21 protein-coding genes are annotated in these 19798 nt (G+C 46.0%); 5 read left to right on the forward strand and 16 right to left on the reverse strand.

Translation table 11 applies throughout. From position 1 onward, the window contains the following. Positions 1-125 precede the first annotated feature (125 nt). From AR1Y2_RS11730 to AR1Y2_RS11740, 3 genes are read left to right on the forward strand one after another with little or no spacing between them, the layout of a single operon-like run. Positions 126-512 carry a GntR family transcriptional regulator gene (locus AR1Y2_RS11730; RefSeq protein WP_137329120.1) on the forward strand — a complete coding sequence of 129 codons (387 nt, stop codon included), beginning with the start codon at positions 126-128 and terminating at the stop codon, positions 510-512. Then, positions 505-1365 carry an ABC transporter ATP-binding protein gene (locus AR1Y2_RS11735; RefSeq protein WP_137329121.1) on the forward strand — a complete coding sequence of 287 codons (861 nt, stop codon included), beginning with the start codon at positions 505-507 and terminating at the stop codon, positions 1363-1365. Before AR1Y2_RS11730 ends, AR1Y2_RS11735 begins: the two co-directional genes overlap by 8 nt. Next, positions 1362-2006, forward strand: coding sequence for an ABC-2 transporter permease (locus AR1Y2_RS11740; RefSeq protein ID WP_137329122.1), 645 nt, complete (start codon positions 1362-1364; stop codon positions 2004-2006). Before AR1Y2_RS11735 ends, AR1Y2_RS11740 begins: the two co-directional genes overlap by 4 nt. A 29-nt stretch (positions 2007-2035) precedes the next feature. Here the strand turns inward: AR1Y2_RS11740 and AR1Y2_RS11745 are convergent, their stop codons facing one another. From AR1Y2_RS11745 to AR1Y2_RS11775, 7 genes are all read right to left on the reverse strand, one after another. Then, positions 2036-2497 carry a hypothetical protein gene (locus AR1Y2_RS11745; protein WP_137329123.1) on the reverse strand — a complete coding sequence of 154 codons (462 nt, stop codon included), beginning with the start codon at positions 2495-2497 and terminating at the stop codon, positions 2036-2038. A 75-nt stretch (positions 2498-2572) separates the two neighbouring features. Then, positions 2573-3334, reverse strand: coding sequence for an imidazole glycerol phosphate synthase subunit HisF (hisF, locus tag AR1Y2_RS11750; protein ID WP_137329124.1), 762 nt, complete (start codon positions 3332-3334; stop codon positions 2573-2575). A 12-nt stretch (positions 3335-3346) separates the two neighbouring features. Beyond that, complete coding sequence (gene hisH, locus AR1Y2_RS11755; RefSeq protein WP_137329125.1) at positions 3347-3952, reverse strand: imidazole glycerol phosphate synthase subunit HisH; 606 nt, start codon at positions 3950-3952, stop codon at positions 3347-3349. A gap of 3 nt (positions 3953-3955) precedes the next feature. Continuing rightward, a complete protein-coding gene (locus tag AR1Y2_RS11760) occupies positions 3956-4738 on the reverse strand; it encodes a hypothetical protein (protein WP_175403637.1) in 783 nt (260 codons plus the stop codon). A gap of 49 nt (positions 4739-4787) precedes the next feature. After that, positions 4788-6266 (reverse strand): sensor histidine kinase, encoded by a 1479-nt coding sequence (locus AR1Y2_RS11765; protein WP_137329127.1) that lies wholly within the window; start codon positions 6264-6266, stop codon positions 4788-4790. Further along, entirely contained in the window at positions 6267-6944 is a 678-nt protein-coding gene (locus AR1Y2_RS11770) for a response regulator transcription factor (RefSeq protein WP_137329128.1), read from the reverse strand. A gap of 133 nt (positions 6945-7077) precedes the next feature. Beyond that, a complete protein-coding gene (locus tag AR1Y2_RS11775) occupies positions 7078-7983 on the reverse strand; it encodes a DUF368 domain-containing protein (protein WP_137329129.1) in 906 nt (301 codons plus the stop codon). Positions 7984-8181: 198 nt separating this feature from the next. Here AR1Y2_RS11775 and AR1Y2_RS11780 point away from each other — a divergent pair, with 198 nt between their 5' ends. Further along, the gene (locus tag AR1Y2_RS11780) at positions 8182-9066 is read left to right on the forward strand and encodes a Cof-type HAD-IIB family hydrolase (RefSeq protein ID WP_137329130.1); all 885 of its coding nucleotides are present in this window, start codon (positions 8182-8184) and stop codon (positions 9064-9066) included. A gap of 56 nt (positions 9067-9122) precedes the next feature. Here AR1Y2_RS11780 and AR1Y2_RS11785 read toward each other — a convergent pair whose 3' ends face one another. The 5 genes from AR1Y2_RS11785 to AR1Y2_RS11805 are packed head-to-tail and all read right to left on the reverse strand — an operon-like array spanning position 9123 to position 13237. Continuing rightward, on the reverse strand, positions 9123-9998 hold the full coding sequence (locus AR1Y2_RS11785) for a putative ABC transporter permease (RefSeq protein WP_137329131.1): 876 nt from the start codon (positions 9996-9998) through the stop codon (positions 9123-9125). Positions 9999-10021: 23 nt separating this feature from the next. Beyond that, on the reverse strand, positions 10022-11092 hold the full coding sequence (gene mnmA, locus AR1Y2_RS11790) for a tRNA 2-thiouridine(34) synthase MnmA (RefSeq protein ID WP_137329132.1): 1071 nt from the start codon (positions 11090-11092) through the stop codon (positions 10022-10024). Positions 11093-11101: 9 nt separating this feature from the next. Beyond that, positions 11102-11539, reverse strand: a complete 438-nt coding sequence (gene nifU / locus AR1Y2_RS11795; RefSeq protein WP_137329133.1) for a Fe-S cluster assembly scaffold protein NifU — start codon at positions 11537-11539, stop codon at positions 11102-11104. A gap of 52 nt (positions 11540-11591) precedes the next feature. Then, on the reverse strand, positions 11592-12770 hold the full coding sequence (gene nifS, locus AR1Y2_RS11800; RefSeq protein ID WP_137329134.1) for a cysteine desulfurase NifS: 1179 nt from the start codon (positions 12768-12770) through the stop codon (positions 11592-11594). An 8-nt stretch (positions 12771-12778) separates the two neighbouring features. After that, positions 12779-13237, reverse strand: coding sequence for an RrF2 family transcriptional regulator (locus AR1Y2_RS11805; protein WP_175403638.1), 459 nt, complete (start codon positions 13235-13237; stop codon positions 12779-12781). A 140-nt stretch (positions 13238-13377) separates the two neighbouring features. Between AR1Y2_RS11805 and AR1Y2_RS11810 the strand changes: the two genes are divergently transcribed. Further along, positions 13378-14679: a polysaccharide biosynthesis protein gene (locus tag AR1Y2_RS11810; RefSeq protein WP_137329136.1), complete on the forward strand. Its 1302-nt coding sequence runs from the start codon at positions 13378-13380 to the stop codon at positions 14677-14679. 224 nt (positions 14680-14903) lie between these two features. On the opposite strand, the gene AR1Y2_RS11815 is transcribed toward AR1Y2_RS11810, so the two are convergent. From AR1Y2_RS11815 to AR1Y2_RS11830, 4 genes are all read right to left on the reverse strand, one after another. Next, on the reverse strand, positions 14904-15860 hold the full coding sequence (locus AR1Y2_RS11815; protein WP_137329137.1) for an ABC transporter permease: 957 nt from the start codon (positions 15858-15860) through the stop codon (positions 14904-14906). Beyond that, positions 15857-16951 carry an ABC transporter permease gene (locus AR1Y2_RS11820; RefSeq protein ID WP_137329138.1) on the reverse strand — a complete coding sequence of 365 codons (1095 nt, stop codon included), beginning with the start codon at positions 16949-16951 and terminating at the stop codon, positions 15857-15859. Before AR1Y2_RS11820 ends, AR1Y2_RS11815 begins: the two co-directional genes overlap by 4 nt. Continuing rightward, positions 16938-18494, reverse strand: a complete 1557-nt coding sequence (locus AR1Y2_RS11825; RefSeq protein ID WP_137329139.1) for an ABC transporter ATP-binding protein — start codon at positions 18492-18494, stop codon at positions 16938-16940. The genes AR1Y2_RS11820 and AR1Y2_RS11825 overlap by 14 nt, the downstream gene beginning before the upstream one ends. A 142-nt stretch (positions 18495-18636) precedes the next feature. Further along, positions 18637-19791 carry a BMP family ABC transporter substrate-binding protein gene (locus tag AR1Y2_RS11830; protein ID WP_137329140.1) on the reverse strand — a complete coding sequence of 385 codons (1155 nt, stop codon included), beginning with the start codon at positions 19789-19791 and terminating at the stop codon, positions 18637-18639. Positions 19792-19798 lie beyond the last annotated feature (7 nt).

Below are 19798 nucleotides of genomic sequence, written 5' to 3' on the forward strand. Positions count from 1 at the left end.
GTTGATCCTTTCCTAATTAAAACATATTCATCCTATAAATACAACTAGTGCGGTTTTTCCTATGTATGTATTGACAACTGTGCATATACCGTATATACTGTATATATACAGATAGGAGGTGCCGTGTGAATATCATAATAAGCAATCAAAGTGACCTGCCCATTTACGAACAGATCGCAGAGAGCTTCAAAGAAAAAATTCTGTCCGGCGAAATTTCCGGAGGGGAGCTGCTCCCATCCATCCGCTCTCTTGCAAAAGACCTGCGGATCAGCGTCATCACAACCAAACGAGCCTATGAAGAACTGGAAAAGGAAGGGTTTATAGAAACCATCCCCGGAAAGGGATGCTTTGTCAAAACAAAAAGTTCAGAACTGCTCAGGGAAGAAGTTTTAAGAAAAATCGAGGAACACTTAATCAATGCCGTACATATGGCAATATCATATGGAATCGGACAGGAAGAATTAGATGAAATTCTTTCCTACCTATATGAGGAGGGCGGACGCCATGAATAATAACATAGAGATCAAACATATGACAAAATCCTACACAGACTTCCGTTTGAACCAGGTGGATCTGACAGTCCCGAAAGGCTCCATTGTCGGATTGATTGGTGAGAACGGTGCCGGCAAGACCACACTGATCAAAGGAATGCTGGGATTGGTCCATCCTGAAGAGGGTGAGGTATATATCTTCGGAAAGGATACCCGGACCTGCATGAAGGAGATCAAAGCGGACATTGGTGTTGTGCTGGATGACAGCTTCTTTATGGAACTTTTAAAAGTGAAGTCCATCGATACTATTATGAAAGGTGTTTATAAACAATGGGATTCCTCTCTTTTTTATGATTACCTGTCACGTTTTGGCATCGATCCGTCAAAAAAGATCAAAGAATTGTCCAAGGGTATGAGAAAAAAACTGGAAATCCTCACAGCTCTCTCTCACCATCCAAAGCTCCTGATCCTGGATGAACCGACCAGCGGGCTGGACCCGGTGGTAAGAAACGAAATCCTGGATATTTTTCAGGACTTCATTTACAACGAGGAATGCAGTATTTTACTCTCCACCCATATCACCAGCGACCTGGAACACATTGCGGATTATCTGGCCTTCATAGACAACGGGACCATGCTTTTCTTTAAAACAAGGGACGAGATTCTCGACGGCTACGGCATCTTAAAGTGTGACGAAAAACAATTTCACATGTTGGAAGCTTCTGATGTGATCCGCTACCGCAAAAACCGTTACAATTATGAAGTGCTGGTGGAAGACCGGCATAAGATCCGCCGTCTTTACCAAAATGCAGTGATTGATAAGATAACAATTGAGAATCTGATGCTTTTATATATTAAGGGGGAAAAAATATGATCGGCTTATTAAAAAAGGAACTGCTTCTGCTGCAGTCCTATGTAAAAAATCTCATTTTGATCGTCATTATGTTTACAGGTATCACTTTCTTCAACGAAAGTTACTCCTTCCTGGCCTCTGCGCTGCCCTGTATGTTTTCAATCCTTTGTTTGTCTCTCATCAGCTATGACGATTACTATCACTGGGATGCCTATTCCCTGACTCTCCCAGTGGAACCCAGAGACTGCGTCCGGAGCAAGTTTATTATTACCACAGTCCTCTTGGCCTTAGGCACCATATTCGGTATTGTTTTATCCTTTGCCGTGACTCTGATCAAACAGGCACCCCTGGCTTATGAGGAAATCTTCTATACAGCTTATGCGGGTATTACCATAGGACTTCTTATGATGTCCCTTATGTATCCCATCGCCTACCGGTTTGGCACAGAAAAAGGACGGTTTGTAATGTTCGGCGTATTTGCTTCCATCTTTGTGATCGTCATCCTTCTTGGAAAAGCTGTAATATTCTTGAATCTGCCGATAAAATCAATACTGGGCTTGTTTGAGGGCTGGGGAAAATTCCTGCCGGTCCCAATCATACTGATGATTTCCCTTGGATCCTACCGTATCTCATGCAGAATATTTTTGAATAAAGAGTATTAAAAAAGAAGGCCTGCAGGCCTTCTTTTAAATTAAAGCTTTTTAAGGATCTGTACCGCATCCACCGGGATCTTAAAGTTCAGCCGGAAGGATAGGATTTTCATTGACACATACGGACCGTCCTCATAGAACGTCAAGGACCCCATCTTCTTCACGCTTCCCGGTTTCTTTTGATCCAGCTTCTGGGTCCCTGCCTGGTACAGATCACATCGGTAAACAGCCTCTGCTCCCTCGGGAACAGACTTCACCGTCTCCCACTGGTCGATCTTTAGATCTTCGAGCAGAGCGCGTATCTCATCTTTATCTTTTATGTCCGCCACAGTCTTCTGTTCTTTCAGGGATATAATCTGTATCTTCTGTGCTTTGCTGACTTCGCTGATCTTTGTCTGTTGTTTTGTGGTCTCTTTCTTTTTTGGCTCCTGTTTTACGGAGCATCCAGAAAATACACTGACTGCAAACAGGATCACAACGGCCGTATAAAATGTTTTTTTCATCTCCATCCCTCCTATCATCATTGTACTATTACTATGACACAACAGTACTATAACTGGATGGAACTGTCAATCGTTTTACCTGCGGACACTGATTCCTCTGTCATCCAGATATTCTTTTAAATCCATGATCTCCATCTCTTTAAAATGGAACAGGGAGGCCGCCAGTGCCGCATCCGCTTTTCCTTCTGTCAGTGTGTCATAGAAGTGTTCCATAGTCCCTGCACCTCCCGATGCGATCACAGGAATATCCACGGCTTCCGCGATGGCTCTGGTCAGTTCATTATCATATCCTGCCTTGGTACCGTCACAGTCCATACTGGTTAAAAGAATCTCCCCGGCTCCACGCCGCTCTGCTTCTTTGGCCCATTCTACGGCATCCAGGCCAACGTCGATCCTTCCGCCGTTCTTATATACATTCCAACCCGGGCCGTCCCCCCGCCGTTTGGCATCAATGGCCACAACCACACACTGGCTTCCGAATTTATCTGCCGCGTCGCTGATTAAATCCGGAGTATTGATGGCTGAAGAATTGATGGAGATCTTATCAGCGCCTTCCCTCAAGATTGCTCTGAAATCATCTACAGTTCGGATCCCCCCGCCCACAGTAAACGGGATAAAAACGGTTTCCGCTACCTTTCTTACCATATCCACCATGATATTTCTGGCATCGGAGGATGCTGTGATATCTAAGAAGACAAGTTCATCTGCTCCCGCCTTGTCATAAGCTGCCCCGATGGCTACCGGATCCCCCGCATCGACCAAATTAACAAAATTGACCCCTTTCACCACACGGCCGTTATGTACGTCCAGACATGGAATGATTCTTTTTGTATGCATTAATTTTTCCTCCTACAGTGAAATAAAGTTCTTTAAAATCTGAAGTCCTACGGTGCTGCTTTTCTCTGGGTGGAACTGGCATGCAAACACATTCCCTTTCTCCACAGAGGCATGGATGACCTCTGAGTACTCTGTAGAAGCCGCCACAATATCCGGATCTGAAGCTTTCAGATAGTAAGAATGTACGAAGTATACATAAGAATCATCGGGGACTCCTTTAAACAGCTTTGCGCCTTCCTTGATGGAAAGGTTATTCCAGCCCATATGCGGAATCTTAAGCCCATCCTTTTTGGGGATCTTTACGATCTCTCCTTCTAAAAGTCCCAGCCCTTTCACTCCCGGCGCTTCTTCACTCTTCTCAAACATAATCTGCTGCCCCAGACAGATCCCCAGAAACGGAATCCCTTTTTCCACCACCTGATGGATAGTCTCCTCCAGTCCATATTGGCGGATCTTTTCCATAGCATCCCCGAAAGCCCCAACCCCCGGAAGAATCACGTGGCTGCTGTTTAGGATCTGTTCCTTGTCCCTTGTGATCGCGGCTTCCTCACCGAGAAACTGGACTGCTTTCTCCACACTCCTGATATTTCCCGCATCATAATCAATAATCGCTACCATATCCTACCTCTCAATCCCTAGAAAATCTCTGCTGTCCATCTTTACCGACTCTGCTTTACCTTTCAATTCTTCCCCGATCTGATACAGAGTACGGTTCACTCTCACCATATATGCTTTCTCATTATAAAAAGCCATCTTTTCAAACGGCCACCGAAACAAACTTGGCACGTTAAATCCCTCTCCCAGCTCAAGGATAAAAAGCTTTTTGTTTAAGGTCCCCTGAAGCCACTTGGTATAAGCTGCCCAGCTGTTCAGATAAGCCCCTTCAATATAAGTGCTCTTCGTATCCTCCGTACGAATATTAAATATCAGCGGTTTTCCGCACTTTGGACATTCCAGACGCTCAATCTCCCCTGTATTCTCATAGTGGCAGATCAGGTCTTCAAGCCCCAGCTTTGCCGGATATAATTGCTCGCTGCACGGCTCCTCACACTGGAAAAAGTCCCCACTGCCACAGGGAGCCGCCAGACGGCCTTTCTCAAGACCTGATTGAAAGATGAGTCCGTCGTCATTGCTTGTGATCACAAAATAGTTCTTTTGGCAAAGCGCCTCCTCCAGAACTTTGAAATATGGCACCTGAACAAGGTTCAGTAGATGAAAGCGCTCATAGACCTGCCTCATCCATCTGACATTGTCATCCCCGTCGTTCATCTCTAAAAGCTTCTGATAATGCTCATTTGTGATCTCTTTTTTAAAATCCACCAATTTATGTGCGGAGAGTTCCGGTCCGATGCCCACCAGAACCATATCCGCATCCTGTATCCTGCTAACATAATCTTTTAACATATGCCGCTCCTTTGCTTCCATGTGAAATATGCACTATTTTATCACATTTTCAGGCATTTGCACAATCCACATCAAAGTAAAATTCCACTCCGCCCTCCACATTGGCAACTCCATACTCTTTGCCGTGGGCTTTCATGGTGGCAGCCACGATAGAAAGTCCGATGCCGCTGCCTCCATATTCCCTGGTTCTTGCCTTATCCACTTTGTAGAATTTTACCCAGAGCTTATCCAGATCCTCTTTCGGTATATGATTTCCAGAGTTAAACACCGTCACCCGCAGATCTTGCCCGATCTGCTTGAACGTGATGGCAATCTTTCCGTTCTTATATACATGGTTTCTGGCATTGCTCAGATAATTTCCAAACACCTCTTCGATCATAAACTCATCAGCCCACACGTAAGTCGGCGGCTCATCAAACTCTATCGTAATATTTTCTTTTTCAAAAAATATCGTATTGGCAGACAGCATATTCTGCACGAGCTCCTGGATATTAAACCGTTCCATACTGACCTGATGGTTGCCGAACTCTATCTGATTTAATGTCAGCAGCTTCTGTACCATCCGGTTCATCTTTTTGGCTTCGTCCGCAATCACATCACAGTAGAATTCCCGGCTCTCCTCATCTGCAGAAACATTGTCCTTCAGACCTTCTGCATACCCCTGGATCAGCGCGATCGGCGTTTTCAGTTCATGGGATACATGGGATAGAAACTCTGTTCTCATCTCATCGATCTGTACCTTTTGCTCGATGTCCTGCCTCAGTTCATTGTTGGCAGTCTTAAGCTCCGAGATGGTATACTCCAGTTTGGAAGAAAGTTCATTTAAACTCTCCCCAAGGTGCCCCAGTTCGTCTTCCCCGCAGTCCATCACTTTCACATCAAAATCCAGATTACTCATCCGGTTGGCAGCCGCCGCCATCTCCTCGATGGGCCTTGTAAACTGCTTGCTGTAAATATACATGGCGATTCCTCCCGCCACGATCAGGAGCGCACCTACATATGCAGTGAATCTCCCCGACAACACCGCACTGGTCTGGATGCTCTCCATAGGGGTATTGATGACCACCGCATAACCGTTGTCAAAATAGCCTAGAAGATTGATACTTGTTCCTGTAGATTCCTTGTCTGAGCCGGATACTACGGCATACCCCTCCTCATTGATCTGTTTTTTGATTTTGCCCATATCCTCCAAGGTGCTGATCATATCATTGTACATCAGCCCCTGTTTGCCTTCTGAGGAATATATCACCTGTCCGTTTGCATTGTCGACGATGATCATCCGGTAATTGTACTCCCTTACAATTTTGGAAATCTTGTAAGTATTATTGCGGGCTCCTTTTGTATTAAACAGATGGTTGATAGAATCATATACATGGGTAATATTCTTTTTTTCCTTAAACACATAGTATGGTTCGATCATCAAGATGTTAATACAGATGGAGAGAAGGATCGTGGATGCCATGATCACGATCAGCACCAGCGTCATCTTCACCTTGATGGATTGGTTCTTCAGTATTTTTTCTTTCACTTATTCCTGTACCTCAAACTTATAACCCATGCCCCAGATGGTATGAATATAAGATCCCTTGTTTCCCATCTTATTTCTGAGTTTTTTTACATGGGTATCGATTGTCCTGGCATCCCCAAAATAGTCATAGTTCCACACTTGATTCAGAATATTCTCCCTTGTGAGGGCTCTTCCCTCGTTTTTCATAAAATAAGACAACAGTTCAAATTCCTTAAAGCTTAAGTCGATGCTTTTGTCGTCGATGGCCACCATATGGGCAGCCTCATCCAAGACAATACCGCCTGCCTTTAACACTTCCCCATCCTGCTGCTTTGTCCTCCGTAAGATGGCCTCGATCCTGGCCACCAGGATCTTTGGGCTAAACGGTTTGGAGATGTATTCATCTACTCCAAGGTCAAATCCCTGCAGCTCATCATTTTCCTGGTCTTTGGCCGTCAACATGATAATCGGCACTTCAGACACCTTGCGGATCTCCCGTACAACCTCCCAGCCGTCCATCCTCGGCATCATCACATCTAATACAAGCAGATCGATTCCCTTCGTAGAAAAGAATACATCCACTGCCTCCTCACCGTCCGCAGCCTCCAGCACTTGATAGCCGGCACGGTTTAAAAAATCCTTGACCAGCTTTCTCATCCTGCTCTCATCATCCACTACTAATATTTTTAAATCGTTCATCCGTGATCCTCCTGCGATATTATTCCATTTTCGGATATTTTCTAATCTATAGTGTACCACAGGTTTATGATAAAATTGTGAAAAAAAAGACATCAGCCCTCAAAATGCTGATGTCTAAGACTTTTATTGATTTCTATTCTGCCTCTGAAACCCCTGCTGCCGCTTCGTCCCTGTCAGACATAGCTTTCAGTTTCTGAAGCCCAAAGATGATGACTCCTCCGATGATAAAGAACACAAAACTGAAATTGCCCACTGCCATGGCAGGCTTCGGCACTTCTAAGGTAGTTGGCCCCATGCTGATAGCATACAGAGATCCAACCATCATACCGATGATGAAATATACCATCTGGGAGCGAAACTTCTCAAGACAAGTGCGGATCAATTTGACGACGGATGCAATACCACAGAGAATACCGCAGCCAAAGATCAGGATCACCGGGAAATACGCTGTATTAAAATGCATTGCTTCCTTTACCGCTGATATGATAGGTACATATAAACCAAAGATCAAAAGCATGGTAGAACCTGAGATACCCGGAAGCACCATGGCGGATATGGCAACCATGGCCACAAGAAAAATGTATATGCCGAGTCCTAAGTTCAGATGCTCCACACTTACGTTCATGCCTTTTCCTGACGCCGGATTGAAATAGGTGATGGCAGCGACCATAACGATGCCGATGACCGCAAATACTGCATTTTTATATTTCCCTTTAAGACAGTCTTTCTCTTCAGCCCAAATGATCGGTATCGCAAAGATGATCAACCCTAAAAACAGAGAGCTGATTTCATAGATCCTGTCTGTAAAAATACTGGCGAGTATGGATACTGCCGCACCGAAGCCTACAACCCATCCCACACCGATACGAAACAGGAACTTCACTGCCTCAATTTTCTTTTGTTTATTTCCTGTGATCAGATCGTCAAGGGATGAGATGAAACGGTCATAAAATCCAAGCAGAAAAGCTACGGTACCGCCGGACACTCCCGGTACACTGTCAGCCAGCGCCATACAAAATCCCCGAATAAAGTTTAACATATGAACTCCTTTGTTTTAAAAACAATGACAATTGCTGGGATCTGTCCCAACACAACTTTTTGTATTATATCACACACTATGTAAAATAAAAAGCAAGAAAACCTTAAGGATTTATGAAACTATGTCCTTCTTCTGACATTTATGGTAGTATAATATTGATTCATTTTACAAAATTACGAACATCAAGGAGGTTCTATCATGATAAAATTAATTTCGTCTGACATGGACGGGACGCTTCTGGACAGCTACCGCCAGATCACCCAGGTCAATATTGATGCCATCCGTACCCTGCAGGACAGCGGCGTCGAATTTACGATCAATACCGGACGAGAATACCAAAATGTGACCGGAATTTTAGAAAAGGCAGGACTTCAGTGTGATATGATCTGCAGCAACGGTTCTTGCGGTTATGATAAAGAGGGAAATCTGCTGTTTGAACATTCCATTCCACAGGAGACCGTAAAACAGATCTTTGAGACGTTTCATAAGTTTGATCTGGTGCCGACTCCGTTTTCTCAGATGGGACGCATTTCCCTACTGTCCAAAGAAGAGTTAAAGCAGTACACAAAGGATGTCATGATCCCGGCCATGCAGATCAACCATCCTGACTTTATATATACAGACAAGGATTTTGAAGAACTGGTCAGCCAGGTCACATATGTGGACGGGGAAGACGGTCTGTTTCACAGTGAACACCGAGTTTTGAAGGTGATCTCCCAGTCTACAGACCCAGATTCACTGATCAGACTGCGTGCTGAGCTGGAAAAGATCCCCGGGCTTGCCGTAGTATCCACCGTACCTACCGACATCGAGATCACATCCGTAGAAGCACAGAAGGGAATCGGCCTGATGGACTATGCGGGCAGAAAAGGCATTGTTCCTGATGAGATTGTAGCCATCGGTGACAGCGAGAATGACTATTCTATGCTTTCTATCCCTGGGATTCATTCCGTGGCCATGGCAAATGCCACAGAGGCCATCAAGGATATCTGCGTATACCAGACCCGGGCCAACACAAAGGACGGTATCGCGTACATCATTCGCTGTATTCTAGCTGACCGGGACAATTTTAAACTTACATAAAAGCAAGGACTGTGATCTCAATTTCAGAGATCACAGTCCTCTTTCATTTCTGTCTGCTATTTATTTTTCATCCGCTCTTTTAATTCTTTCAATGCCTCTTTGTATTTGTTGGAATCAAAAGCCGGGAAAGCTTTCAGAAGCCGTCTGCTGGTCTGACTCTTCTTACCCGCGATCTCCTGGTATCGGTCTTTCAGTTCTTCCACCCGCTGTTCAAGTTCTCCGCCCAGATTCTCTCTGCGCTCTTTCAGTTCTTCCTGGACAGCATTCTTTCTTTCCTTCAGTTCCTGACCCGCTTCATCCAGTTTTTTCTTCGTCTCTTCCTGCTTTTCCACGGCTGTCATGACACTCAGATAGATGTTTTCTCCGAGCTGTTCTGAGATATTGTGCAGTTCATCCGCGATCTCACTCATCTTGCGCAGCCGCCTATTCATCTTAAAGATACCTGCCGCCGTTACCCAGACATCCGCGGCCATACCTGCCAAAAAAACAACAAGGAGCACATTGCCCAAAAGCCCGGGGATGAATCCCACCATTCTGGTGACCAGCGGATGCAGAACATACACGATGAGCATACAGGCTACTCCCCAGATCAGGGAAAACGGAAGACAGATATATCCGTTTAGGTTAAACGGCTGTTCAGAATAATCCCACCACCTGCTGTGAAAGATCTTTTCCAGCGCGAAACCAGTAACCCACTCAATGGCTGACACGGCGATGACCGAACCGATGTACATGAAAAAAACATTGGACTTATACGGCATCAGCAGAGAAACCACAAATCCAACACCAAAACCGTAAACCGGACAGATCGGTCCGTTTAAGAACCCCCGGTTTACAAACTTCCTCTCTTTCAATGCAGCAAATGCGACTTCGCTGCACCAGCCGAGAAAACCATAAATAAAAAAATAGGACAAAAGATAATATAGACTCATCACGATTAAAGCTCCAATTCACATTATAAGATTGTCGCGCCGCCTGCCACATAATCTCCATCATAGAACACAACTGCCTGTCCGGGAGTCACAGCCCTCTGAGGCTCATCAAACCGGACTTGGATCTTATCCTCGCCGGCCATCTGCACCGTACACGGAGCACCCTTGTGGTTATAGCGGACCTTGGCCACAAATCTCATTCCGTTTTCCAGAGAAGGGATAGACATCAGATTCAGTTGATTCCCATATAAAACATCTGTCATCAAGTCATCATTGCTGCCAATCACAACTTCATTCTTTTCTTTGTCGATCCTCACCACATACCCCGGCTGTTTCAGGGAAAGGCCGAGACCTCTTCTCTGCCCGACCGTATAGGAGACGATCCCTTTATGGGTACCCAGGATATTTCCGTCCATGTCCACAAAATTGCCGGCCGTTATCTTCCGCCCGGTCTCTTCCTCGATGAAGTCTCCGTAGTCTCCATCCACAAAACAGATGTCCTGGCTGTCCGGTTTTTGTGCCACCGGAAGATGGATCTTTTCTGCGATCTCCCGAATCTCATCCTTGGTATATTCGCCTACCGGCATCAGAGTTTTCGACAGCTGGTTCTGTGTCAAGTTATATAGGGCATATGTCTGATCCTTTGCAAGCGTTGCAGACCGCTTTAAGGCATACCGCCCATTGGAAAGTTTTTCGATTCTCGCGTAATGTCCGGTGGCAATATAATCCGCACCGATATCCAAAGATCTTTTTAAAAGAGACTCCCATTTGACATAGCGGTTGCATGCAATACACGGATTGGGGGTGCGCCCGTCCAGATATTCCTCAATAAAATAGTCAATGACATGTTCCTTAAAGTCCTGCTTAAAATTCATCACATAATAAGGAATGTCAAGCGCCTGGGCCACTCGTCTGGCATCGTCCACAGCTGACAGGCCGCAGCACCCTCCGTTTTCCTCCAAAAGAGCCTGTTCTTCATCCTGCCAGATCTGCATGGTGACACCGATGACCTCATATCCCTGTTCTTTCAATAAATAGGCTGCCACGGAGGAATCCACCCCTCCTGACATACCTACAACTACTTTCTCTTTCACGGATGCCTCCTAGTACTCTTCTTCCACTTCCTCTTCTCCGATATCAGATTTAGGTTTCTTTAAACCTTCGATCTTAATGCCGTTCTTTTCCGCATAGTCCCAGAGTGCCGCATGGATGGCTTCCTCTGCCAAAAGAGAACAGTGTACCTTCACCGGAGGAAGACCATCCAGCGCTTCCATCACCGCTTTGTTTGTGACTTCCAGCGCTTCCTGCACTGATTTACCTTTTACCAGTTCTGTAGCCATACTACTGGTGGCAACGGCTGCCCCGCAGCCGAATGTTTTAAACTTTACATCCCGGATAATCTGATCATCATCAATGTCAAAATAGATGCGCATGATATCTCCGCATTTGGCATTCCCTACAGTACCAACACCGCTGGCGTCCTCAATTTCTCCTACGTTTCTTGGATGTTCAAAATGATCCATAACCTTTTCACTATACATAACAGTACCTCCTGTTTTTTCTTCTATTATATATTCAGTTCATCTGCGCCTTCTAACGCTTCTTTACAAAATCTTCATACAACGGTGACATTTTTCTCAACTTATCTACGATCTCTTTCAGCTTCTCCACAACAAAATCCATATCTTCTTTTGTAGTCTCTTCTCCCAAAGTCATTCGAAGGGAACCATGGGCAATCTCATGAGGAAGTCCGATGGCTAAGAGTACATGAGACGGATCCAGTGACCCAGATGTGCACGCAGATCCGCTGGAAGCACAGATCCCCGCCATATCTAACATGATCAAAAGGGATTCCCCTTCAATAAACTGAAAGCTGATATTAATATTATTGGGAAGACGGTGTTCTCTTCCTCCGTTCAGACGGCAGTACGGGATCTCCGCCAGAATCTTCTTGATGGCGTAATCTCTCAGCTCCTGCTCTTTGCCTGTGCGCTCTTTCATGGTCTCAAAAGCAATCTCAACAGCTTTGCCAAGTCCCACGATACCGGTCACATTCTCTGTACCTGCCCGGCGTTTGCGCTCCTGGGCTCCACCATGGATAAAGGAACGCAGCTTAAGTCCTTTGCGGATATACATAAATCCGATGCCTTTAGGCCCGTTTAATTTGTGTCCGCTGGCACTCATCATGTCAATGTTCATCTCATCCACATTGATCGGAACCTGTCCGTATGCCTGTACTGCATCAGTGTGAAACAGAATTCCGTGCTCTTTTGCAATTGCGCCAATCTCCTTCACCGGCTGGATCGTACCAATCTCATTGTTTGCAAACATAATGGTAATTAAAATTGTATCCGGACGGATCGCTTTCTTAAGCTGATCCAGTTTAATATACCCCATCTCATCCACATCCAGATAGGTCACCTCATATCCATTTCTCTCCAGATACTGGCAGGTATGAAGCACTGCATGATGCTCGATCTTGCTTGTGATGATGTGCTTTCCTTTGGACGCATAGGCTTCCGCTGTCTCCTTGATAGCCCAGTTATCTGCCTCGGAGCCTCCCCCAGTGAAGTAAATATCCTGGCTCTGGGTACCAAGACTGTCTGCGATCCGTTCACGAACTTCGCTTACTGCCTTTTTTGCCTCAGACGCCGGTGAGTACACACTGGACGGATTCCAGAATTTCTCTGTAAAATAAGGCATCATCGCCTCTACTACTTCCGGCCTTGCCGGTGTTGTTGCTGCATGGTCTAAATATATGATCTTCTCCATAACTACTCCTATCTTTCACATTTTCTTTCTGCCGGTTTTCCCTGCTGAACAGCTTTTGCCTCATCCGCCAGCTCACTCAGATAGATGGCATCCACGGTCTTTGCAATGCTGTCATTGATCCTCTTCCATACAGTTTTGGTCACGCAGTACTTTGAGCTGCTGCATGTCTCCTCTGTATCAGTAAGTTCCGTACAGTCTACCGGTGTAAGATCGCCTTCCAGTGCCCTCAGAACATCTCCCACCGAAATCTCTTTTGCACTTCTGGACAGTACATATCCTCCCTGGGCTCCCCGGATGCTCCTCACAAGTCCAGCTTTGCGAAGCTTCGAAAGCAGCTGTTCCAGGTAGCGGATAGAAATATCCTGTCTCTCTGAAATCGCGCTGACCGCGGCAGGTTCTGTCTCTGCGAACACTGCAATATCTACGATGGCGCGAAGGCCGTATCTTCCTTTTGTTGATAATTTCATCTCATCACTCCAATCCCGACCAAAATAGTCGGATATCACATTGCTATGTTATCATTTGGGGCTTCCAATGTCAACACAATCCCAATCATAACCGCGTATTTCTTAACATACAATAAAACAATAACAATGGGGGAGTTCATATGAAAAAATCCAGCCCTTTTGTACAAGGTACATTAATTTTAACAGCCGCTAATATTTTTTCCAGATTCATTGGATTCTATAATAGAATATTTCTGGCTGGATTGATTGGTGCCCATCAAATGGGAGTCTATCAATTAATTTTTCCGATCTATCTGGTCGGATTCGCCCTATGCTTCCACGGCTATGAAACGGCATTGTCACAGATCGTAGCTGCCCAGATGGCCAAAGGACGCCCAGAAAACTGCAGAAAAATTTTAAAGATCACTTTGTCCGTCACAATCCTGCTGTCCGTGATCTGTGCCTGCTTCCTGTTTTTCTTTGCGGATGAACTATGCATGAAATTTCTCCACGAAAAGGACTGTATCCCCTGCCTTAAAGCCGCCGTCTTTGCCATGCCGTTTGTAGGGATCAAAGCGTGCATCCACAGCTATCACATAGGGCTGGGCAAGCCCGGACTTCCCTCTGTCTCACTGTGTATTGAACAGATATCAAGAGTGTTAGGCATCTACGCGATCTCCGTTACTTTCTTTTTAAAGCTTGAAACTCCTGCATTGATCGCAGTGCTGGGAATGGTCGCAGGTGAAATGGCTTCCTGCCTCTATACGGTCATCTACCATCTATTGAAGGTAAAGCGCCAAAAAAGCAGACTGCCGGCAGCTTCCTCCAGAAAGCTTCTGGGCAATCTTCTGTCCTTAAGTTTCCCCCTGACCTGCAACTCACTGTCCATCACGCTGCTCCAGAGTCTGGAAAATATCCTGATTCCACTAATGCTGACCCGTTTTTATGCCAATCAGCACTATTCCGTGGAGATCTACGGTATCCTGACCGGTATGGCTATCCCTTTTATCAACTTTCCCTCCAGTATCACCAACTCCATTTCCGTGATGCTGCTGCCGAAGGTTTCAGCCGCAACGGCAGAACAGGACTATCAAACATTACATAGGGCAACAAAATACTCTCTTTCCTTCTGTTTTCTCCTTGGGATTGTAAGTTTCTTTTTGTTCTTTGCCTTGGGGCCCTCCATCGGAGTGATCGTGTTCCACAGTGAAAAAGCAGGCATGTTCCTTCGGATGCTTTCCTTCCTCTGCCCGGTCCTTTACTTGTCCGGGACACTATCCAGCATCTTAAATGGCCTCGGAAAGACAAAAACAACCCTATTTAATAACTCAGTCTCTCTTATGCTGAGGATTGCGTTTATCGTTTTTGTGGTACCGTACGTTGGGATCAACGGATATCTCTGGGGACTCATGGCGAGCACCCTGCTTGTAGTAGTTATGCATTACAGAAAGATAAAATCATAACGGCAATTTCCTATGAAATCCTATGAAATAAGAAAGAATCCCGCTTGCGGGATTCTCTGCCTGCGGCGGGTCGCTTTGGCGACATGATTCCTTACCGCCGCAGTGCGATTCTCGCGGAACGTTTTTTATTTCATAGTCGCACTTTCCTATGAAATAAAATAACTCTATGTGGACAGAACTAGTCCGTTCACATAGAGTTTTTCGTACCGTTTCCTTGTTTCTGCTCAGCGTTCTTCCCTGAAGTAATTGGTTCCGCAGGATGCCGGCTGGTTGTTTTCCTTGGACTGCCTGATGGAGGAGACCACAAGGACCAGTGCGGTGATCACAAACGGAAGCATGTCATAAATCGCATTTGGTATGCTGATGATACTTTTCGGCACGTAATATTTCAGGACACTGAAACATCCGAATGCCAGAGATCCGTAAATGGCTTTTACCGGACTCCACGATGCAAAAATAACAAGCGCTACGGAGATCCATCCCAATCCGTTGACGCAGTTGCTGATCCAAACACCTCCGCAGATGATCATAGCGGAATATGCTCCGCCGATTCCGCAGATCCCGCCGCCGATCAGTACATTGATATATTTTGCCCGGATGACTCTGATCCCGGCAGCATCAGCAGCTCCGGGATTTTCACCCACAGCCCGCACATTGAGGCCCGCTTTTGTTCTCTGGAGATAATACCAGCAGGCCACAGCGATCACTAAACCGATATACACAAAGATATTATAGGAAAACAGCAGCTTTCCCAGCACCGGAATGTCACTGAGGACCGGGATATGCAGATTCGCAATCTGTGCAGATATATGTTCCGGAAGCTTTAGTGACTGGGTCGTAGAATGATCCAGCATATATTCCCCGATGAAATTTGCAAGCCCTACCCCGAAGATTGTCAGCGTCAGACCCGTTACATTCTGGTCTGCCATGAAAGTGATGGTCAAGACTGCATAGATCAATGCTGCAAGCACTCCGGCCCCAAAGGCGGCCAGCAGGGCAAATACCACGTTATCCGTCTGGTATCCGACCATAAAACCTGCACATGCCCCTATGGACATCATTCCCTCAACACCCAGGTTCAGGTGTCCTACCTTTTCGTTCATGATTTCACCGACTGTGCCGAACAGCAAAGGCGTACCGGCCAGCACTGCCGCAACAAACAGATTTAATACCGTATTCATTTACCGGCACCTCCTTTTCTGGCCACAAACTTATATCGTACAAAGAATTCACATCCCAGAACAAAAAACAGAATGATTCCCTGCAGTACATCCGCCGAATAGCTGGAAAGTCCATAGGTGGACTGCATGACACTGCTTCCCTTTTCCAGGATACTGAACAGGAATGAAACGATCACAATACCCATAGGATTCAGGCGGGCCAGCCATGCTACGATGATGGCCGTAAACCCGACTCCCCCAGCAACCGAGGTGGCCAGCGTCATATCAGACCCCGTGGCCTGTACCATCCCGGCAATGCCGCAGACAGCGCCGCTTAAAAACATCGTGCGCAGCATCACCCGTTTTACAGGGATCCCCGCATATTTTGCTGTGGCATGGCTGTCTCCCACGACAGAGATCTCATATCCCTGCTTGGTGTATTTTAAATAAATATATACGATAACCGTGAGCACCAGGGCAATGATCCATCCGGCTTGAACACCGAAAACCGGGTCCAGCTGCGCGTTGATATCAAATCTTGCGATCTTTGGAAATCCTGAAGATGCCGGGTCCTTCCATGGGCCGTCCCTGAGGTAAACGATCACATTCAATGCAATATAATTCAGCATCAGTGTAAACAGTGTCTCGTTTGTATTAAACTTCGATTTAAAAAATGCCGGGATCAGTCCGAACAGTCCGCCGCCGATGACACTGACAATAAACATAACGATCAGCAGCAGGACATGTGGCATGGCATTTTGGTACAGAGCAAAATAGGTGGCAAAAATAGCTCCCATGATGATCTGTCCCTCCGCCCCGATATTCCAAAATCTCATTTTAAATGCCATAGTGACACCCAGAGAAGAGATCAGCAATGGGATCATGATACGGATCGTCGCCTGAGCTGCCATTTCACTTCGAAAAGCCCCGCTGATGATCGTCTGATAAACCGTAAAGGGATTGAATCCGATGATCAAAAGAAAGATTCCTCCTGCCACCAGGGCAAGCAGTACAGAAGCAACGCGCAGAATCATCGTCTTCTTCCGGGAAAGCTCCGCTCTCTTGACGGTACGGAGAAACGGTTCTTTTCCTGTTTTCTTACTTGCTTCCATCTGTGCTTTCCTCCATTTCTTCTTTTGGTTCTTTTACTCCGGTCATGAGAAGTCCGACTTCTTCTTTTGTGGTTTTTCTGGCATCTACAATCCCCGATACTTCTCCGTGGCAAAGCACCAGGATACGGTCACTGATGGATAAGAGGACATCCAGATCCTCTCCCACAAACAGCACTGCCACTCCTTTTTTCTTCTGTTCGTTGAGTAAATCATAGACCGTATAGGATGAATTGATATCCAGACCACGCACCGGATAAGCCGTGAGGAGTACATTAGGCTCCGCAATGATCTCTCTTCCCAACAGTACTTTCTGCACGTTTCCTCCGGACATCATCCTCACCGGCGCGTCCACACTCGGAGTCAGAATCCCCAGCTCCTCTACCATCTTCTCAGCCATCTTCCTCGGGGCTTTTCGGTCGATAAAAATCCCCTTCTGATCTTGATAGTGTTTTAAGAGCACATTATCTACCATCCCCATAGACGCCACAAGCCCCATACCTAAACGGTCCTCCGGCACAAAAGAGATGCGGATGCCTCTGGTTCGGATATCTTTAAAGGTCATACCCACCAGCTCTTCCTTCCGGTGGATGATGCTTCCTTCTTTGATCTGGGTAAGTCCTGTGATGGCCTCACATAACTCTTTCTGCCCGCTTCCGGCGATTCCCGCAACTCCCAGGATCTCACCCTCCATCAGGTCAAAGTTCACATGAGACAGTCCAGCGGTGCCGTCCGGGCGGTCCACACTCAAGTTTCTTACGATAATTTCAGGAGTTGCATCTGCCTTTTTCTCCGGACGCTCGATCTCCAGTGTCACGGGCCTTCCAACCATCAATTCGGTCAATTTTTTCTCATCGCTTTCCTTGGTGGGCACGGTGCCAATGCTCTCCCCTTTTCTGAGGATGGCTACACGGTCACTGATAGCCAGCACTTCGTTCAGTTTATGTGTGATGATGACAATGGCACATCCCTGTTCCTTCATCCTTCTCAGGATCGCAAACAGCTTTTCCGTCTCCTGGGGAGTCAGCACCGCCGTTGGCTCATCCAGGATCAGAATGCTCGCTCCCCTGTAGAGAACCTTTAAGATCTCCACCGTCTGCTTTTCACTGACTGACATATTGTAAATCTTCTTTTCAGGATCAACCTCTAATCCGAACTTAGAGCTGATCTCCTCAATTCTCGACTTCAGCTCTTTCGGACGGATTCTCTTTTCCTTTGTCCCAAGCACAATGTTATCCATCGCACTGTGCACATCTACCAGCTTAAAGTGCTGATGGATCATGCCGATCCCCAGACCGATGGCGTCTGTCGGAGAATTAATGGAAACTTCCTGTCCTCCGATCTTGATCGTTCCGGCATCTGGGTGGTAAATCCCGGAGAGCATATTCATCAGCGTTGTCTTTCCTGATCCGTTTTCTCCGAGCAGGGCAAGGATCTCACCATATTTTACATCCAGATCTACGTTGTTGTTTGCAACAACACTCCCGAAGGTCTTTCGGATGCCTCTGCACTCTATGGCATATGTATCCTTTTTATCCTGTGCCATTTCATCACCTCGTATCATGTGTTCTCTGCCTCTCTTTTTTCTTCAATAAGTTCCAAGAAAGAAGGGCACTGCCTTCTGTTACAGAATCTACAATGCCCTTCTTTTTCATCCATGCTGTCCATGGAAATTACTTCTGCGCTGCCTATTTTACAACGATGTTTTTAAAGTACCAGTTGATCTTGCCTTTGATATTTTCATCGCTCAAAGTCTCGCCCTTTTTGCCGACTTTTTTGCCGTCGTTGGTCTCAATGACACCGTCAAATACATTAAAGTCTCCAGAAAGCATCTTCTCCTTTGCTTCATTGATCTTCTTCTCTGTGCCAGGAGCGATGAGCTTCTTGTTGAGCGGAGCAATGTCAACCAGTCCTTCTTTCATACCGCCATAGTATACTTCAGGTTTCCATGTTCCGTCAATGATCTTTTGAACTGCTTCTGTGTAGTAAGCACCCCAGTGCCAGATCGTCGATGTCAGGGTTGCCTTCGGAGCATCCTTGCTCATGTCAGAATTGTATCCAACTCCCCATACACCTGCTTTTTCTGCCTCCAGCTGAGGATTCGGTGTATCACAGTGCTGTCCAATCACATCACATCCCTGTGAGATCAGGGCTTTGGCTGCATTGGTCTCTTCATTTGGGTTAAACCAGCTGTTGGTAACTTTTACATATACTTTTGCCTTTTTATTTACTGAGTAAATACCCATGGCAAATGCATCCACACCGCCGGTAACCTCAGCGTTGTCCTTGCCCATCGCTGCCACGTAGCCGATCTTATTGCTCTTTGTCTTAAGTCCTGCTGCGATACCGCTTAAATATCTTGCCTGATAGATTCTTCCGAAATAATTGTTAAAGTTGGAATCATTCTTCTTGTATCCGGTTCCGTGGGAAAAAACTACATCCGGATATTCCTTTGCCATGGCTTCCATCGTATCCATGTAACCCCAGCTTGTACCAAAGATCACGTTACATCCGTCTTCGATACACTCTTTGATAGCAGTCTCTGTCTTTGTCGGATCAGTGTCTGTGATGTTGTTCTTGCGGACAATCTGATTGTCTTTCAGGCCAAGCTTCTTCTGCATGGCTACAATCCCCTGATCATGTGTGTAAGTATATCCTGATCCCTCTGATGGATCTGAAATATGAATCACACCGATCTTAAGATCTTTTTTAGCGATCTTAAACTGCTTCTTCTCCTCTTTCTTGTCGCTTGTTGTCTTTTTGGAACCGCAGCCCGCCATCATACCCATGACAAGAACCAAAGACAAAAAAATGCCAGTGACTTTCAAAATCTTTTTCTTCATGAACCTT

This window comes from Anaerostipes rhamnosivorans (assembly GCF_005280655.1).
In the GTDB taxonomy this organism is placed as follows: Bacteria; Bacillota; Clostridia; order Lachnospirales; family Lachnospiraceae; genus Anaerostipes; species Anaerostipes rhamnosivorans.

Bases quoted from the DNA above. Each gene is read 5' to 3' on its own strand.
- AR1Y2_RS11735 (WP_137329121.1), top strand. From the start codon at position 505: ATGAATAATAACATAGAGATCAAACATATGACAAAATCCTACACAGAC.
- AR1Y2_RS11740 (WP_137329122.1), top strand. From the start codon at position 1,362: ATGATCGGCTTATTAAAAAAGGAACTGCTTCTGCTGCAGTCCTATGTA.
- AR1Y2_RS11745 (WP_137329123.1), bottom strand. From the start codon at position 2,497: ATGAAAAAAACATTTTATACGGCCGTTGTGATCCTGTTTGCAGTCAGT.
- hisF (WP_137329124.1), bottom strand. From the start codon at position 3,334: ATGCATACAAAAAGAATCATTCCATGTCTGGACGTACATAACGGCCGT.
- hisH (WP_137329125.1), bottom strand. From the start codon at position 3,952: ATGGTAGCGATTATTGATTATGATGCGGGAAATATCAGGAGTGTGGAG.
- AR1Y2_RS11760 (WP_175403637.1), bottom strand. From the start codon at position 4,738: ATGTTAAAAGATTATGTTAGCAGGATACAGGATGCGGATATGGTTCTG.
- AR1Y2_RS11770 (WP_137329128.1), bottom strand. From the start codon at position 6,944: ATGAACGATTTAAAAATATTAGTAGTGGATGATGAGAGCAGGATGAGA.
- AR1Y2_RS11775 (WP_137329129.1), bottom strand. From the start codon at position 7,983: ATGTTAAACTTTATTCGGGGATTTTGTATGGCGCTGGCTGACAGTGTA.
- AR1Y2_RS11780 (WP_137329130.1), top strand. From the start codon at position 8,182: ATGATAAAATTAATTTCGTCTGACATGGACGGGACGCTTCTGGACAGC.
- AR1Y2_RS11785 (WP_137329131.1), bottom strand. From the start codon at position 9,998: ATGAGTCTATATTATCTTTTGTCCTATTTTTTTATTTATGGTTTTCTC.
- nifU (WP_137329133.1), bottom strand. From the start codon at position 11,539: ATGTATAGTGAAAAGGTTATGGATCATTTTGAACATCCAAGAAACGTA.
- nifS (WP_137329134.1), bottom strand. From the start codon at position 12,770: ATGGAGAAGATCATATATTTAGACCATGCAGCAACAACACCGGCAAGG.
- AR1Y2_RS11805 (WP_175403638.1), bottom strand. From the start codon at position 13,237: ATGAAATTATCAACAAAAGGAAGATACGGCCTTCGCGCCATCGTAGAT.
- AR1Y2_RS11810 (WP_137329136.1), top strand. From the start codon at position 13,378: ATGAAAAAATCCAGCCCTTTTGTACAAGGTACATTAATTTTAACAGCC.
- AR1Y2_RS11815 (WP_137329137.1), bottom strand. From the start codon at position 15,860: ATGAATACGGTATTAAATCTGTTTGTTGCGGCAGTGCTGGCCGGTACG.
- AR1Y2_RS11820 (WP_137329138.1), bottom strand. From the start codon at position 16,951: ATGGAAGCAAGTAAGAAAACAGGAAAAGAACCGTTTCTCCGTACCGTC.
- AR1Y2_RS11825 (WP_137329139.1), bottom strand. From the start codon at position 18,494: ATGGCACAGGATAAAAAGGATACATATGCCATAGAGTGCAGAGGCATC.
- AR1Y2_RS11830 (WP_137329140.1), bottom strand. From the start codon at position 19,791: ATGAAGAAAAAGATTTTGAAAGTCACTGGCATTTTTTTGTCTTTGGTT.